This is a genomic window from Methylobacterium oryzae (genome assembly GCF_036441375.1).
GTDB classification, from domain to species: domain Bacteria; phylum Pseudomonadota; class Alphaproteobacteria; order Rhizobiales; family Beijerinckiaceae; genus Methylobacterium; species Methylobacterium oryzae_A.
On the sequence record NZ_MLCA01000014.1, the window covers coordinates 195,132 to 209,490 of the forward strand.

The window sequence follows — 14,359 nt, forward strand, 5'->3', positions numbered from 1 at the left end:
ACGAAGGAGGTCGTCATGCACATGACCGATTGGAACACCTACCGCCAGCAGGTCACCGCCGGCGTCGGACACTTCGCCAAGCTCAGCCCCGACACGGTGCGCGGCTACGGCACCCTCAGCACGGCGGGCCAGAAGACCGGCCAGCTCGACGCCAAGACCCGCGAGCTGATCGCGGTGGCGGTGGCGATCTCCCTGCGCTGCGACGGCTGTATCTCGGTCCACACCGACGCCGCCCGCAAGCTCGGCGCCACCGAGGCCGAGCTGGCCGAGGCCCTCGGGGTCGCCACCAGCCTCAATGCCGGGGCCGCGGTCGTCTACGCGACCCGCGCGCTCGACGCCTTCGCGGCCTCCGCCGAGGCCTAGCCCCATCCTCCCATCCGGTTGAACAAGGAATCGTGCCATGAACACGCAGCTTCGTCGCGTCCTCGGCCTCGTCTCCGGGCCGGGCTCGAACCGCCTCGGCCTCCAGGCCATGCGGGTCGCCATCGCGGTCATCTTCCTCTGGATCGGCGCGCTCAAGTTCGTGCCCTACGAGGCCGACAGCATCACGCCCTTCGTCGCCAACAGTCCGGTGATGGCGTTCTTCTACGCCCATCCCGACCAGTACGCGCAGCACCTCACCCACGAGGGCGAGCTCAACCTCGCCGCGCGCGCCTGGCAGGCGGCCAACCACACCTACGCGTTCTCGCGCGGCCTGGGCACGGTCGAGCTGCTGATCGGCCTGCTCGTCCTGGTCGGGCTGGCGTCGCGGCGCCTGGGCCTGGCCGGGGCGGTGCTGGCCTTCCTCACCCCGGTGGTCACCCTGTCGTTCCTCGTCACCACCCCCGAGGCCTGGGTGGGCGCGCTCGGCGACGCCCAGCACGGCTTCCCCTACCTGTCCGGCGCCGGGCGCCTCGTCCTCAAGGACGTCACCCTCATGGCCGGCGCCTGGCTCGTCCTCGCCGACAGCGCACGCGCCGTCCTCGAGCGGGAGGCCCGGACACCGGGCGCCCCCGCCCGCCTCGCGCTCGCGGGCAGCCGCTAGGAGGCCGGGGTGCGGCCCGCGGGCAGCGCCCCGATCAGGGCCCGCAGGCCGCCGATGTCGTCGAGGACGGCGTCGGCGGCGTCGGCGTCCGCGGGGCGCCCGTACCCGTAGCGGGCCAGGATGGCGGCGGTGCCGGCGGCGCGGGCCGCCGGGAGCACCGCCCGAGGCGCGCAGGCCGCGCCGCAGCAGCGCCACCGCACCGTCGCCCACCATGGCCCGCATCGCGGCGGCCCCGACCGGCGGCAGGCCCTCCCGCGCCAGGGTGGCGTTCAGGGCCGTCCGGAGATCGGCCAGGCTGTCGACGAGGGTGCCGTCGAGATCGAGCAGAACGGCGTCGAACCGCGACGGGCCCCCGGGCAGGGGCGCGGGCCTGGGCGCAGACAAGGGTGCTCTCCGCGTCGCTGCCGGGCGGCCGGGGACGCCTCGCCCTTCGGGACGGGCGGTTCCTAGCGGGTCCCGCGCGTCCGGGCCAGGGCGAGCCAGGGCGGGCCGCGTCCCCGGACGCCGCTCAGCCGAGACCGCGGCGCGCGGCGTATGCCGCGCCGGCCCCCGAGGGCGCGCCCGTGCCTGGGGCCGCCCCGTGGCCCTGTGTCACCGCGGATGTCCCGTGCCGGTCCCGGCCGCCGGGCGCTCAGGCGGCGCCGAGCTTGGTGTTGGCCACCGGCAGGGCGCGGATCCGCTGGCCGGTCAGCGCCGCGATGGCGTTGAGGATTGCGGGCGGCACGCCCGGCAGCCCCGGCTCGCCGACCCCGCCCATCGGCGCGCCGCTCTCGACGACGCGCACGTGCACGGCCGGCATGTGCTCCCGGCGCAGGATCGGATAGGTGTCGTAGTTCTGCGACTGGCGCACGCCGTCCCGGTAGACGATCTGCTCGAACAGGACCGAGGACAAGCCGAGCGCGGCCGCCGACTCGACCTGCGCCCTGACGATCGCCGGGTTGACGATGCTGCCCGGGTCGAACGCGATCCAGAGATTGTGGACGCGGGCCTCTCCGCCCGCCACCGAGACCTCGGCGACGGTGGCCGTCTCCGACCCGAAGGGCGAGGCCATCGCGACGCCGCGGGCGCGCACGCCGCCCTCGGCCCGGTAGGGGCCGCGCCGCCAGCCGCCCGACATCTCGGCCACCGCCGTCAGCAGGGCGCGGTGGCGGGCGCTGCCCTCGAGGAGCGCCATGCGCAGCGCGAAGGGATCCTGCCCGCCGGCCTGCGCGACCTCGTCGAGGAAGCTCTCGTAGAACGCGTCGTTCATCGAGTGGCCGACGGAGCGCCAGAACGCGATGTTCACGGGGTGCGCGACCTTTGTGAAGGTCATGCGCCGGTTCGGCACCGCGTAGGGCTTCTCGACGATGCCCTCGACCGCCGAGGGGTCGACGGGCGTCTTCATCATCATGCCGAAGTAGCGGCCGATCGGCCCCTCGCCGACCGTGCGCACCGCGATCGCGGTCGGCCGGCCCGCCGCGTCGAGGGCCGCCCGGAATCGGCTGAAGCTCAGAGGCCGGACCGCGTCGCGGGCGAACTCCTCCTCGCGCGACCACAGGACCTTCACGGGCCGGCCGGTCGCCTTGGCGAGCAGGATCGCCTGCGGGAACGGGTTGCCGGCCTCGTAGGTGAAGTGCCGGCCGAAGAAGCCGCCGAGCATCGGCGAGTGGATCCGGACCTGCGCCGGCTCCAGACCGGCGACCTTGGCCGACACGGCCTGGAACACTTCCGGCATCTGGTTCGGCAACCAGACGTCGAGGGTGCCGTCGCCGTTGAAGCGCGCGATCGCCGAGGGCGGCTCCAGCTGGGCATGGGCGAGGTAGGGCGCCTCGTAATCCGCCTCGACCACCTTGGCGGCCCTGGCGAAGGCGCCCGTCACGTCGCCCTCCGCCTCGGCCACGTGGCCCGGATCGGCCGAGGCCTTCAGCGCGGCGAGCATGCCGGCGGAGGAGAAATCGGCCGCGACCGTGTCGATGCCGCTGGGCTTGCCCGCCGACCACGCCACCTGCAGGGCCTCGACGGCCTTGCGGGCGCGCCACCAGCTGTCGGCGGTGACCGCCATGGCGCCCGGCAGGCGGTGCACCGCGTGCACCCCCGGCATGGCCTTGACCTCGGCCTCGTTCGCCAGGCTCTCCGGCTCGGTCCCGAGCCGCGGCGCGTGCTGCACGGCGGCGTAGAGCATGCCGTCGACCTTCTGGTCGATCGCGTAGATCGCCCGGCCGGTCGACTTGTCCCGCACGTCGATCCGCGGGACCGGCTGGCGGATGTAGCGGAAGGTCTTCGGGTCGCGCAGGGCGACGCTCTCGTTCGGCTTCAGCGCCAGCGCGTCGGCCGCCAGCGCGCCGTAGGGGAGCGACGTGTTCGAGGCCGCGTGCAGCACGACCCCGTCCCGGGTGGTGAGCTCGCCCTCCTGGACCTTGAGCCGGGACGCGGCGGCGCGGATCATCAGGTCCCGGGCGGTGGCGCCGAGGCGCCGCATGACGTCGTAGCTCGACCGGGTCGAGAAGCTGCCGCCGGTCATGCGGATGCCGTTCACGACGGCGTAGTCCGGACCGGGCGGCGCGCATTCCACCACGAAGCGGGACGGCGGCACGTCGAGTTCCTCGCCGACGATCTGCGCCAAGCCGGTGGCGATGCCCTGGCCGCCCTCCACGAAGGGGCTCAGCAGCCTGATGGTCCCGTCCGGGTGGATCTCCAGGAAGGCGGCGACCCGGGTGCCGGGCTTGGGCGCGAGGGCGCCCGCGCCCTCCGCGGGCCCCTGCGCCTCCGCCCGGGCGGCGCGCACCAGGGCGCCGCCGGCCGCCGCGAGGACGCCGCGGCGGGAGGGGTCCGGCCGGCGCGGCGGGCCGTCGGAGACGGGATCGACGCGGGCGAGGCCGAGACGGGCGAAATCGCGGAGCTGGTCCATGGCGACCTCCTCAGGCGGCGGCCTGCCGCACGGCGGCGGCGATGGCGTTGTAGGTCCCGCACCGGCACAGGTTGGTCATCGCCTCGGCGATCTCGGCATCGGTCGGCTTGGGCGTCTGCTTGAGGAGGGCCGTGGCGGCCATGACCTGGCCCGACTGGCAGTAGCCGCACTGGGGCACCTGCACGGAGACCCAGGCCTCGACGACCTTTTGGCCGACGGCGTCCTGCTCGATCGCCTCGATGGTGGTGACGGCCTGGCCGCCGACGCTGTCCAGCGGCACCTGGCAGGAGCGCGTCGCCTGCCCGTCGAGGAGCACCGTGCAGGCCCCGCACTGGGCGATCCCGCAGCCGTACTTGGTACCGGTCATCCCGAGCGTGTCGCGCAGGACGAACAGGAGCGGCGTGTCGGGCTCGGCATCGACCGCGTGCGGGCGGCCGTTAATCGTCAGATTTACCATGGCCGCGTTCCTCCGAGGATCGGCTGAGTCTCCCGGCCATGCTTACGGTCGCCGCGGAGGGCGGCCTACGCCATAGAAGCCACGTTTCCGGCCATGGAGGCGCGCGTTCAGGCGACCGCGAGGGGCCCGGCCGCCCGGCGGATCGCCCGCGGCACCGCGCCGTGGACGCGGAGGAACGCGCGGCGCATCCGCTCGCGGTTGGCGAAGCCGGCCTCCTGGGCGATCACCTCGATGGGCAGGCGGCTCTCCTCCAGCATCAGCTTGGCGGCCTCGACGCGGATCGTCTCGATGGCCTTGGCGGGCGAGATGCCGGTCTCGGCCCGGAACAGCCGTGTGAACTGGCGCGGGCTGAGGCAGGCCGCGGCGGCGAGCGCCTCGGTGGTCAGCGGCAGCCGCAGGTTCTGGCGGGCGTAGGCGAGCACGCTCTGGATCCGGTCCGTGGGCGCATCCACCTCCAGCAGCGCCGAGTGCTGCGCCTGACCGCCGGCCCGGCGGCGCTCCATGACCAGCCCGCGGGCGACGCGGGTCGCGAGGTCGCGGCCGTGATCCCGCTCCACCATGGCGACCGCGAGGTCGATCGCCGCCGACATGCCCGCCGAGGTCCAGATGTTGTCGTCGGCGATGTAGATCTTGTCGATGTCGAGCCGGGCCGCGGGGTAGCGCTCGCGGAACTGCGGCGCGAAGTGCCAGTGGGTCGTGGCGCGGCGGCCGTCGAGCAGGCCGGCATCGGCCAGGATGAACGCGCCCAGGCACAGCCCGGCGACCCGGCGCGTCGCCCGGGCCGCCGCCCGGAGATGGCCGGCGAGGCCCGGCGTGGTCTTCGGGAGCCCGATCCCGGCCGCGACCAGGATCGTGTCGAAGGCATCCGGCTCGCCGAGCGGCTCGGCGGCGATGTCGGGGCCCAGCCCCGCGCGCACCCGGCCGCCCTGCTCGGCGAGCACGCGGACGTCGTAGAGCGCGGCCTGCGCGTACTTGTTGGCCAGCACGAAGGGCGAGGTCACCGCCAGGGCCATGAAATCGAAATCGGGACAGACCACGAGGCCGATCCGCCGCACGACAGCCATGGATGACCGCTCCGCTTCGCAGGCGGACAACATCAGGCACCGGCCGGGCCGGGACAAGGGTCGTGGCCGGAAAGGAGGCATCCGTGTCCGGAGCCGCTCCCGTGCCCGGCGCCGCGTGTCCTAGCGGGGCTCGGCGTCCGCCGGCGTCCGGTCGGTGCAGGTGACGGGCTTGCCGGACCCGTCGGTCCACGTGACCGATCGCCCCTTTCCCCGGAGCTCGTGCGTGGCGTCGGCGTAGCGGAACCCCGACCCGCTCAGCTGCACGGGCAGGGTGACGGCAGCGCCGCCCGCGGGCCGGACGACCGCCTTGTCAGGCCCCGCGGCGTTCACGAACGTGACGGCCAGGGCCTGGCCGTTCGCGCAGGCGAAGGTCACGTCGATCGTCTCGGCCTGCCCCGGCCCGGCGGCCATGGCCAGCCCGCCGAGGAGGATCGCGGCGCGGGCGGCGCGGTCACGGGTTCGCATCGGTCTCTCTCCAGCCTCGCGCCCGCGGCCGCGTCGCCGCGACGATCATCGCCGGGATGCGGCGCGCGGGCAATCGGGCAGGCGGGCGGCGCGGGCCAGTGGCGGCCAGCCGGGACGATGGGCGCGGGCGAGACCCGGGATGGCATCGGCGCGCGACCCGCCGAGCCCGCGCGGGACAAGCCGATGAAGATGTCAAATGCAGCCACAACAACTGCGGCAAGACAGTTCGGGTTGCCGCCCAGTCAAAGCAGGCCGGACGCCGCCGGAAATCCGAGCGGTCGCGGGCACATCTTCTGCAGATCACCGCGGACCGGCGCGCGAGAGCGCGCGGTCACGCCCTGGACGACCATCCTCCTCTGCCGCCGCTTAAATGCCTCCTTAATGAAAGGAAAATAGTAATACCGAAATTGCGCAGCCGCAGCTCCGATGAACCTTCCCAAACATCCGCTCTCGTTACTGATCGCGTCGTTGGCCACATCCGCCCGGGGCCTGACCGCCACGCGTCAGCTCGCGGAGCTGCGGAAGCAGATCCCGACCCTCTACGGGCTGCTCTCGGTCAATGCCGGCGCGCTCGCCGTGACGCATTACGGTCTGGCGCCGGCCATCCTGACGCTCGGCATCCCGGCCGTCGTGATCTCGCTGTGCGTGGTGCGGGCGGCGCACTGGCTGCGCCTGCGGCCCGAGACGTTGAGCGAGGCACAGGCCGCCCGTCATCTGCGGCGGACCACGGTGCTCACGGTGTTCTTCTCGGTCGCCTTCGTGATCTGGGCGATGGTCCTGAACAGGTTCGGCGGCCCCTACGAGCAGGGCCACGTGGCGATCTTCGTGGCCGTCACGGTGATCGCCTGCATCTTCTGCCTGACGCACCTGCCGGTCGCGGCCTTCCTGGTGACCGGGATCGTGATGGGCGTGTTCCTGTTCTGCTGCGTGACCAGCGGGAACAACGTCTTCCTCGCCATCGCCGTCAACACGGCCTTCGTGACGGCGGTGATGGTCCGCATCCTCAACACCAACTACCGGGCCTTCGTCGACCTCGTCGCGTCCCAGGCCATGGCGAGCGAACTCTCCGAGGAGAACGCGCGCCTCGCCCAGACCGACAGCCTGACCGGCCTGCCCAACCGGCGCTACTTCTTCCAGCAGCTCGACGCGGCGATCCGGTCGCCTTCCGGGGCGGACACGCCCTTCGCCCTGGCGATCTTCGACCTCGACCGCTTCAAGCCGATCAACGACACCTACGGGCACAATGTCGGTGACCGGGTCCTGGCGGAGGCCGGCCGGCGCCTCGCGGGGTTCGCGAGCGCCGCCGTGGTGGTGACGCGGCTGGGGGGCGACGAGTTCGGCGTCCTCCTGCGCGCGCCGGACTCGGCCGCGGCGGCGCTCACCGTCTGCGACAGCATCTGCACGGCGCTCCAGCAGCCGATCTTGATCGGCGACATCCAGGTCGTCACGGGCTGCTCGGGCGGGCTGGCCCTGCCCTGCCGGGTCACGCACGACGCCGACGCCCTGTTCGACCGCGCCGACTACGCGCTCTACCACTCCAAGGAGCAGCGGCGCGGCGCGACGACCCTGTTCTCGCAGGAGCACAAGGACGCGATCCGCGCCGAGCAGGCGGTGGAGACGGCCCTGCGGACGGCCGACCTCGCCGCCGAGATGGTGCTGCACTACCAGCCGGTCCTCGACCTCGAGGCGGGCCGGACCGCCTTCGTGGAGGGTCTGGCGCGCTGGACAAGCCCGTCGCTGGGCTCCGTCCCCCCGGACCGGTTCATCGCGGCCGCCGAGCGCTGCGGCATGATCCACACGGTGACGCTCCTGCTCCTGCGCAAGGCGCTCGCGGATTGTGCGCAGCTGCCGCCCGGGACCGGCCTGTCCTTCAACCTCTCCGCCCACGATCTCGCCTCGCCGGAGACCGTCCTGGCGATCCTGGCTTCGGTGCAGGGCAGCGGCCTCGACCCGCGCCGCCTGACGCTCGAACTCACCGAGACCGCCCTGATGCGCGACTTCGATCACGCCAAGGCGGCCATCACCACCCTGCGCAGCCTCGGCATCAAGATCGCCCTCGACGATTTCGGGACCGGCTATTCGAGCCTGGGCTACGTCCACCGCCTGCCGCTGGACAAGATCAAGATCGACCGCAGCTTCATGGCCGACATCGACACGGACCGGGGCCGCAGCCTCGTCTCCACGATCCTGGACCTGTGCCGGAACCTCGGCCTCGACGGGATCGTCGAGGGGATCGAGACGGAGGCCCAGCTCGACGTGGCGCGGCGGCACGGCAGCCGCTACGCCCAGGGCTACCATATCGGCCGGCCGATGCCCCTCGCCGACCTGCTCCGGCGGCTGGAGGGCGAGGCGGAAGCGGAGGCCGGCGCGGTGCGCCTCAGGGCCTGAGCCGCCGCCCCTCAGGCGCGGCGGAGATTCCACAGGATCGGGAAGCCCGGGAGCCGGCCCGTGAGGTCGCGCCGGTACGAGGTCATCGAGCGGTAGGAGCCAACCGGCACGAACACGACCTCCTCGAGGGCGATCCGCTGCATGTCGGCGCAGATCGCCCGGCGCGCCTCCGCGTCGGAGGCCGCGAACCACGCGGCCCGCAGCGCCTCCAGCCGCGGCACCGACGGCCAGCCGAACCACGCGTTCGGCCCGTTGGCCCGGAGCGGCTGGAGGGCGGCGGGGTCGGCGTTGTCGAAGGACGAGAAGGTGGTGAGCAGCACCGACCAGCCGCCCTTCTCGACCGGCTCGCGGGAGACGCGCCGCTGGATCACCGTGCCCCAGTCGCTCAGGGCCAGGTCGACGTCGAAGCCGATCCGGGGGAGCAGGTCGGCCGCGACCTGGGTCAGCGCCGACGGCGCCAGGATGTCGGTGGGGCCGATCAGCCGGATCTTCGCCCCGTCGTAGCCCGAGGCCTTGAGCGCCGCCCGGGCGGCGTCGAGGCTGCGCGGCCCGGTGAGCACGTCCAGGCCGGCCTGCGTCGCCATCGGCGTGTCCGGCGTGAAGATCCCGCAGCGAGCGTTGAAATTGGCCGGATCGTCGCCCGCGATCGCCGCCATGAAGTCGCTCTGGACGATCGCCGGCAGCACCGCCCGGCGCACCGCGACGTCGTCGAAGGGCGGCTGCAGGTGGTTCATCCGCAGGATCGCCGGGTTGGTGAGCCGGTCGAGGCCCTCGACCACGATGTCCCGGTTGCGGGCGAGCAGCTGCTGGAGTTCGGGCGGCGGCTGCTCGTACCAGTCGATCTCGCCGTTCTGCAGCGCCGCCGCCGCGGTGGCGCCGTCGGCGATGATCCGCCACTCGATCCGGTCGAAATGCGCGACCTTGCCGCCGGCCGTCAGGCTCGGGCTGCCCGGGGCCGGCACGTAGCCGGGATGGCGCTCGTAGACCATCAGGCTGCCCGAGTTGAACTCGTCGGCCTTCCAGCGGAACGGCCCGGAGCCGGTGGCGTCGGTGATCTGCTTGTACGGGTCGGTCTGGGCGATCCGCTCGGGCATGACGAAGGCCGGCTGGCTGACGCTCGCCAGCGCCTGAGGCAGGAGCGGGAACGGCGCCTTCAGGCGGAACACGATGTCGGTGTCGCCGTCGGCCCCGAGCTCGTCGGTGGCGGCCATCAGGGTCTGGCCGAAGCCGTTGCGCGCCGCCCAGCGCCGGATGCTGGCGACGCAGTCCCGCGCCAGGACCGGCGTGCCGTCGTGGAAGCGCAGGCCCGCGCGCAGGGGGATCGTCACCCGGCGCCCGTCCTGCTCGACCCTGAGGCCGGCGGCCATCTGCGGCCGCGGCCGCAGCTCGGCGTCGAGGCCGAACAGCGTGTCGTAGACCACGTAGGCGTGGTTGCGGGTCACGATCGCCGTCGTCCAGATCGGATCGATGGAGGTGACGTTCGCCTGGGGGACCATGCGCAGGACCCGGGCGCCCTGCGCCCGCCCCACGGAGGGGGCCGCCAGGGCCGCGGCCCCCGCGGCGAGGAAGGTGCGTCGCCTCATCGTCACTCCCCGAACGGTGGACCTCCGCGTCGCAAGCGCCGGACCAGGGGGCGCCCCGCCTCAGCTCAGCGCGACGGCGAAGCCCCGCTGCACGGCGGGGCGCGCCATCATCCGGTCGTACCAGCGCCGGACCTGCGGGTAATCGGCGAGGTCGACCTGATGGCGCTCGTGGCGCCACGCCCAGCCGAGGATCGCGAAATCCGCCACCGAGAGCGGCCCCGCCACGTACGCGACCTGCGCGAGGCGCCGGTCCAGCACGCCGTAGAGCCGGTGCGTCTCCTTGCTGTAGCGGGCGAGCCCGTAGGCGCGGTCGGCCTCCGCGACGGTCAGGAAGTGGTGGACCTGGCCGGGCATGGGCCCGAAGCCGCCCATCTGCCACATCAGCCATTCCAGGGCGGCGACGCGCTGCCGCCGATCCTCGGGCAGGAAGCGGCCGGTCTTCTCGGCGAGGTAGAGCAGGATCGCCCCGGACTCGAACACCGGGATCGGGGACCCGTCCGGCCCGTCCGGGTCGACGATGGCGGGGATGCGGTTGTTCGGGCTGATCGCCAGGAAGTCCGGCGCGTGCTGCGCTCCCTGGGTGATGTCCACCGGGATGACCCGGTAGGGCAGCGCCATCTCCTCCAGCGCCACGCTGATCTTCCGGCCATTGGGGGTGTTCCAGGCGTAGAGGTCGATCATCGCGGGCGCCTCCGCTGCGCGGAGGGAAGCTAGGGCCGGCGGCCGGGACCGGCAATTCGGCCGGCCCGGCCGACGCCGCCCTCCGTCATCCCCGGGCCGCGCGGCGAAGCCCGGGCTCGCCGTCCGGCGACCCGGCATGACGGCCGGGGATCACCGGCGCTCAGGCGGCGACCGGGGCCGGCTCGGGCTCGGGCAGGCCCATATGGCGGTAGGCGTGGCGGGTGAGGACGCGGCCGCGGGGGGTGCGCTGCACGAAGCCGCGCTGGATCAGGTAGGGCTCGATGATGTCCTCGATCGCGTCCCGCGGCTCCGACAGGGCCGCCCCGATCGTCTCGATCCCCACGGGCCCGCCCCCGAACGCGCGCGCGATCAGGCTCAGGTACTTGCGGTCCATCACGTCGAGCCCGGCCCCGTCCACGTCGAGCAGCTGCAGCGCCCGGTCGGCGATCGCTCGCGTCACCGTCTCGGCCTCCGCCACCACCGCGAAGTCCCGCACCCGCCGCAGAAGCCGCCCCGCGATCCGCGGCGTGCCCCGCGCCCGCCGGGCGATCTCGTTGGCGCCCTCCGCCGACATGCCTAAGCCCAGGACCCGCGCGCCGCGGGCCACGATCTGCTCCAGCTCGTCGATCTCGTAGAATTCCAGCCGGATCGGGATCCCGAACCGGTCGCGCAGCGGCGTCGTCAAGAGGCCCGCGCGCGTCGTGGCGCCCACCAGGGTGAACTTCGGCAGCTCGATCTTGACCGAGCGCGCCGCCGGGCCCTCGCCGATGATCAGGTCGAGCTGGTAATCCTCCATGGCCGGGTAGAGGATCTCCTCGACCGCCGGGTTGAGCCGGTGGATCTCGTCGATGAACAGGACGTCGCGCTCCTCCAGGTTGGTGAGCTGCGCGGCCAGATCGCCGGCCTTGGCGATGACCGGTCCGGAGGTCGAGCGGAACGGCAGCTCGATCTTGACCGAGCGCGCCGCCGGGCCCTCGCCGATGATCAGGTCGAGCTGGTAATCCTCCATGGCCGGGTAGAGGATCTCCTCGACCGCCGGGTTGAGCCGGTGGATCTCGTCGATGAACAGGACGTCGCGCTCCTCCAGGTTGGTGAGCTGCGCGGCCAGATCGCCGGCCTTGGCGATGACCGGTCCGGAGGTCGAGCGGAAGTTCACGCCGAGCTCGCGCGCCACGATCTGGGCCAGCGTGGTCTTGCCCAAACCCGGCGGCCCGACGAACAGCACGTGGTCGAGCGCTTGGCCGGTCTTCTTCGCCGCCTCGATGAACACCTGCATGTTCGCTCGCGCCGCCCGCTGACCGATGAACGCGGACAGGCTCAGCGGGCGGATCGTCTGATCCGCCTCCGCGGCGGTCATCCCCGCGCCCGGGGCCGGCCCCGGCCGGACCGTCTTGATCGGCGCCGCCATTCAGGCCGCCCTGGCGCGACCCGACGCCGGCTCGAAGGGCTGCACCAGGACCCGCCGGCCCGAGAGGTCGTGCACGCTCACCCGCCACTCGGCCCAGTCGGTCCGGTTGGCCAGCGACTGCCGCACGTCGGAGGCGACCTTCCGGGCCCGGTCGACGAGGCGCGCCGTCGCGCGGACCTCGGTGCCGCGCGCGTCGAACACGCATTCGAGGCCGTTGGTGCAGTGGAACCGGTACTTGGCCATCCCTCGCTCCTCCTCGGCCGCCCCGCGCGGCGCTGCTCTTGTGTTCACTATATGTTCTCAAACTGGCGGGATCCAGCCCCGGCGAAGCGTCGCAGGCGGCCTCGGCGCGGCCCGCGTGCCGGCCTCCCGGCCGCGGCCGATGGCTTCGGCCCGGAACACCGCGCGCGCCGGGCGCTTACCGGCCGAGACGCTTCACCGCCGGACCGGGATCCCACCATGCGCGCCACGCTCCTCGCCCTCCTGCTGGCCGTCGGCCTCGGCGCGCCCGGCCGCGCCGCCGAGGCGCCGGCCGGGGCCGACGCCCTCAAGCCGATGGTGGAATCGGACAGCCTCGTCTTCAACGGCATCACCCGGTCCGCGGACGGCCGGCTGTTCTCGCCGTTCCAGCGGCAGAGCAAGGACGAGGGGATCGAGCTCGGCGAGTGGCGGGACGGCAAGGCGGTGCCGTTCCCCGACGCGGCCTGGAACGGCTGGAAGACGGGCGACGACCCGGCCAAGGCCTTCGTGGCGGTCAACGCCATCCGGATCGGCCCGGACGGGGACCTCTGGGTGGTCGACAAGGGCGCGCCCGGCATGGGCGCCGCGCCGCTGCCGGGCGGCCCGAAGCTCGTGCAGATCGACCTCGCCACGAACGCCGTGCGCAGGGTCTACCCGCTCCAGGCGGCGACCACCGACAAGAGCTTCATCGACGATTTCCGCTTCAACGGCGGCCACATCTACCTGACGGATGCCGGCCAGCCCGGGCTGATCGTCCTCGACCGCGAGACCGGCGGCCTGCGGCGGGTGCTCGACGGCCACTGGTCGACGATCGCGCAGCGCCCGCTGACCGGCCAGGGCCGGGTGCTCCGGGACGACAAGGACAAGCCACTCTTCATCCACGCCGACCAGCTGGAAGTCTCGCCGGACGGGAAGACCTTCTACTACCAGGCGTGCACCGGGCCGCTCTACAGCATCGAGACCCGGTATCTCGACGACGCGGCCGTGAGCGACGCCGAGCGCGCCAAGCACGTGAAGCTCCACGCCGCGACGGTGGCGACGGGCGGCACCGCCATCGACGCGGGCGGCACCATCTACGCGAGCGACACGGACGGCCTGCGCATCCTCAAGATCGCGCCGGACGGGACCATGAGCACGCTGGTGCGGGACCCGCGGCTCGTCTGGGTCGACGCGATGTGGATCGACGAGCAGGGCGGCCTGTGGATCCCGGCGGCGCAGATGAACCGCACGCCGGCGATGAACGGCGGCGCGGCCTCGGCGGTCAAGTTCCCGACGACGATCTACCGGATGCAGATCGACGCCAAGCCGCTGCGCAACTGAGGCCGCGTCCCTCGGAGGTGAGCCCCGACTGCGTTCGGCACGCGGCGGCTCACCGAGAACCCAAGCCTAGGTTTACAAGTTTGATCGAAGCGGGCGCCGGGCCGGTGACCCGGCACGATGATAGGATGGACCGACCATGCGCAGGATGGAGTCGTCGGGGCGGGCCGCCGCCTTCCTGGCTGCCGGCCTGATCGTCGCGCTCGCCCCGCCGGCGCGGGCCGACGCCGCCCTGGTCCTGCGGGAGACCCGGCTGCACACGCCGCCGGACTCGCACGAGCCGCAGCGGGCGATGGTCAACCTGCGCAACACCGGCCCGGACCTCGCGACCAACGTGACCGTCCTCTGCACCTTCACCGGGGCCGGCGGGGCGGTGCTCGACACGCAGCAGGCCTCGGTGCCGGAGGTCGTCGGCCTCGCCGACGTGCAGGCCGAGACGATCTACTACGGCTGGCCCCGCGCGAGCGGCGCGACCTGCCGCCTCGCCGCGCCGCACTAGGCCGCCCCGCGGCCCGCACGACGCGGCCCTGGCGGTTCCCGCGCGTTCTGCCGCGTTCCCGTGGCGTCCCGGGCCCGTTTCCGGCAGAAGGCACCCACGACCCGCCCCCGTCACACGCCAGCCTCGTGCCCGAATCAGCCGTCCTCGCCGCTCAGACCGCGACCCGCCCCGACCGCCCCGCGCGGACGGGCCCCGCCGCGTCCGCGCGGTGGGCGGCGGAGCCNCTGGACCGCGGCGGCGATGGCCGGGCAGCCCTTCGCGGCGCTGTTCACGCCCGAGGACCGGGCGGCCGGCCGTCCCGAGGCCGCCCTGCGCGACGCCCTCACCCGGGGCAGCCTCGGGAGCG

14 protein-coding genes are annotated in these 14,359 nt (G+C 73.3%); 5 read left to right on the top strand and 9 right to left on the bottom strand.

Annotated features, from left to right (window positions below; all coding sequences use genetic code 11):
- Positions 1–15: 15 nt before the first annotated feature.
- Together MOTC310_RS24585 and rclC are read left to right on the top strand one after the other, a co-directional pair.
- The gene (locus tag MOTC310_RS24585; RefSeq protein WP_331292986.1) at positions 16–363 is read left to right on the top strand and encodes a carboxymuconolactone decarboxylase family protein; all 348 of its coding nucleotides are present in this window, start codon (positions 16–18) and stop codon (positions 361–363) included.
- 37 nt (positions 364–400) lie between these two features.
- Positions 401–1,024, top strand: coding sequence for a reactive chlorine resistance membrane protein RclC (gene rclC, locus MOTC310_RS24590; RefSeq protein ID WP_331292987.1), 624 nt, complete (start codon positions 401–403; stop codon positions 1,022–1,024).
- Here rclC and MOTC310_RS24595 read toward each other — a convergent pair.
- The 5 genes from MOTC310_RS24595 to MOTC310_RS24615 form a co-directional block, all read right to left on the bottom strand.
- A complete protein-coding gene (locus MOTC310_RS24595; RefSeq protein WP_331303668.1) occupies positions 1,021–1,224 on the bottom strand; it encodes a hypothetical protein in 204 nt (67 codons plus the stop codon). The genes rclC and MOTC310_RS24595 overlap by 4 nt on opposite strands.
- 431 nt (positions 1,225–1,655) lie before the next feature.
- Positions 1,656–3,911 (bottom strand): xanthine dehydrogenase family protein molybdopterin-binding subunit, encoded by a 2,256-nt coding sequence (locus tag MOTC310_RS24600; protein WP_331303669.1) that lies wholly within the window; start codon positions 3,909–3,911, stop codon positions 1,656–1,658.
- 10 nt (positions 3,912–3,921) lie between these two features.
- On the bottom strand, positions 3,922–4,368 hold the full coding sequence (locus MOTC310_RS24605; protein ID WP_331292993.1) for a (2Fe-2S)-binding protein: 447 nt from the start codon (positions 4,366–4,368) through the stop codon (positions 3,922–3,924).
- 107 nt (positions 4,369–4,475) lie between these two features.
- Positions 4,476–5,432 (bottom strand): GlxA family transcriptional regulator, encoded by a 957-nt coding sequence (locus MOTC310_RS24610; RefSeq protein ID WP_331292994.1) that lies wholly within the window; start codon positions 5,430–5,432, stop codon positions 4,476–4,478.
- 120 nt (positions 5,433–5,552) lie between these two features.
- Positions 5,553–5,897 carry an MliC family protein gene (locus MOTC310_RS24615; RefSeq protein ID WP_331303670.1) on the bottom strand — a complete coding sequence of 115 codons (345 nt, stop codon included), beginning with the start codon at positions 5,895–5,897 and terminating at the stop codon, positions 5,553–5,555.
- Between the two features lie 426 nt (positions 5,898–6,323).
- Between MOTC310_RS24615 and MOTC310_RS24620 the strand changes: the two genes are divergently transcribed.
- Positions 6,324–8,285 carry a putative bifunctional diguanylate cyclase/phosphodiesterase gene (locus MOTC310_RS24620; protein WP_331303671.1) on the top strand — a complete coding sequence of 654 codons (1,962 nt, stop codon included), beginning with the start codon at positions 6,324–6,326 and terminating at the stop codon, positions 8,283–8,285.
- An 11-nt stretch (positions 8,286–8,296) separates the two neighbouring features.
- On the opposite strand, the gene MOTC310_RS24625 is transcribed toward MOTC310_RS24620, so the two are convergent.
- From MOTC310_RS24625 to MOTC310_RS24640, 4 genes are all read right to left on the bottom strand, one after another.
- Complete coding sequence (locus MOTC310_RS24625; RefSeq protein WP_331303672.1) at positions 8,297–9,868, bottom strand: ABC transporter substrate-binding protein; 1,572 nt, start codon at positions 9,866–9,868, stop codon at positions 8,297–8,299.
- A 60-nt stretch (positions 9,869–9,928) separates the two neighbouring features.
- Positions 9,929–10,549: a glutathione S-transferase N-terminal domain-containing protein gene (locus MOTC310_RS24630; protein WP_024828796.1), complete on the bottom strand. Its 621-nt coding sequence runs from the start codon at positions 10,547–10,549 to the stop codon at positions 9,929–9,931.
- 160 nt (positions 10,550–10,709) lie between these two features.
- Positions 10,710–11,906 (bottom strand): Holliday junction branch migration DNA helicase RuvB, encoded by a 1,197-nt coding sequence (gene ruvB, locus MOTC310_RS24635; protein ID WP_419539966.1) that lies wholly within the window; start codon positions 11,904–11,906, stop codon positions 10,710–10,712.
- Between the two features lie 51 nt (positions 11,907–11,957).
- The gene (locus tag MOTC310_RS24640; RefSeq protein ID WP_091788146.1) at positions 11,958–12,200 is read right to left on the bottom strand and encodes a DUF6894 family protein; all 243 of its coding nucleotides are present in this window, start codon (positions 12,198–12,200) and stop codon (positions 11,958–11,960) included.
- A gap of 216 nt (positions 12,201–12,416) precedes the next feature.
- Between MOTC310_RS24640 and MOTC310_RS24645 the strand changes: the two genes are divergently transcribed.
- A complete protein-coding gene (locus MOTC310_RS24645) occupies positions 12,417–13,517 on the top strand; it encodes an SMP-30/gluconolactonase/LRE family protein (protein WP_331303674.1) in 1,101 nt (366 codons plus the stop codon).
- Positions 13,518–13,653: 136 nt separating this feature from the next.
- Positions 13,654–14,013: a hypothetical protein gene (locus tag MOTC310_RS24650; RefSeq protein WP_331292991.1), complete on the top strand. Its 360-nt coding sequence runs from the start codon at positions 13,654–13,656 to the stop codon at positions 14,011–14,013.
- Positions 14,014–14,359: the final 346 nt, after the last annotated feature.